This is a genomic window from Microbacterium sp. HMWF026 (genome assembly GCF_003061325.1).
In the GTDB taxonomy this organism is placed as follows: domain Bacteria; phylum Actinomycetota; class Actinomycetes; order Actinomycetales; family Microbacteriaceae; genus Microbacterium; species Microbacterium testaceum_E.
In genome coordinates, this window is sequence record NZ_QAJB01000063.1 from 1 (window position 1) to 1,379 (window position 1,379).

At 69.5% G+C, this 1,379-nt stretch carries 1 protein-coding gene; it reads left to right on the forward strand.

Features of this window, described 5'->3' with window-relative positions; all coding sequences use genetic code 11:
* Positions 1-160: 160 nt before the first annotated feature.
* A complete protein-coding gene (locus DBR36_RS02940) occupies positions 161-1,174 on the forward strand; it encodes an aldo/keto reductase family protein (protein ID WP_108317490.1) in 1,014 nt (337 codons plus the stop codon).
* Positions 1,175-1,379: the final 205 nt, after the last annotated feature.

Genomic DNA, 1,379 nt, shown 5'->3' on the forward strand with positions numbered 1-1,379 from the left:
CACCCGTCCCGCGCCCCGCCCGGCCCGTCCCACCGCTCGATAAACGCTCCCGGTGTCGAGAAACGCGTCCTCTGCGTGTTTCTCGACACGGATGGCGTTTATCGAGGGGGGCGAGGGATGCCGCGGCCCCGGTGTCGGAGGGCGGGACTAGCGTGGAGGGATGGTTGGATATCGCTACCTCGGCAACAGTGGATTCAAGATCTCCGAGATCACCCTCGGCAACTGGGTGACCCACGGCTCGCAGGTCGGCGACGACGCGGCCGTCGCCACCGTGCACGCCGCGCTCGACGCGGGCATCACGACGTTCGACACGGCCGACACGTACGCGAACACGGCGGCCGAGACCGTGCTCGGCAAGGCCCTCGAGGGTCAGCGTCGCGAGTCGCTCGAGATCTTCACGAAGGTGTACTTCCCGACCGGTCCCGGCGGCCCCAACGACACCGGACTCAGCCGCAAGCACATCATGGACTCCATCAACGGTTCGCTGAAGCGTCTCGGCACCGACTACGTCGACCTCTACCAGGCGCACCGCTTCGACTACGAGACTCCCCTCGAAGAGACGTTCCAGGCGTTCGCCGACATCGTCCGCCAGGGCAAGGCGCTGTACATCGGCGTCTCCGAGTGGACCGCCGAGCAGCTGCGCGACGGACACGCGCTCGCGAAGCAGCTCGGCATCCAGCTCATCTCGAACCAGCCGCAGTACTCGATGCTGTGGCGCGTCATCGAGGGCAAGGTCGTGCCCACCAGCGAAGAGCTGGGTATCTCGCAGATCGTCTGGTCGCCCATGGCGCAGGGCGTGCTCAGCGGCAAGTACCTGCCCGGCCAGCCCGTGCCCGAGGGCTCGCGCGCCACCGACGAGAAGAGCGGCGCCAACTTCATCAAGCGCTTCCTGAACGACGACACGCTCGAGGCCGTCCAGCGGCTCAAGCCCATCGCCGACGGGGCCGGGCTCACCATGCCCCAGCTCGCGATCGCCTGGGTGCTGCAGAACCCCAACGTCGCCGCGGCGCTCGTGGGGGCTTCGCGTCCCGAGCAGCTGCACGACACCGTGAAGGCCTCCGGGGTGACCCTGGATGCCGAGGCGCTCGCCGCGATCGACACGGCGCTGGGCGACGCGGTGTTCGCCGACGCCGAGAACACCTACGAGGTCTCGCCCAAGAAGCGCCTGGTCTGACGCGGTCCGTTCAGCGGGCCGGGCGTTCGCGCCCCGGCCCGCTGTCGTGCACCGGGGTGTTCGTCGGACCAGGGCGGGGTGCCGCGCGCGAGATCACGTGATGTGGGCGAGGTCACACGCAAGGGGGTGTGCTTTCGCGCGGATCGCGTGATCTCGCGCGTCGGCGGCGCCGGCACGGCACCCTCCGTGCGGGCCCCCCGCCGGG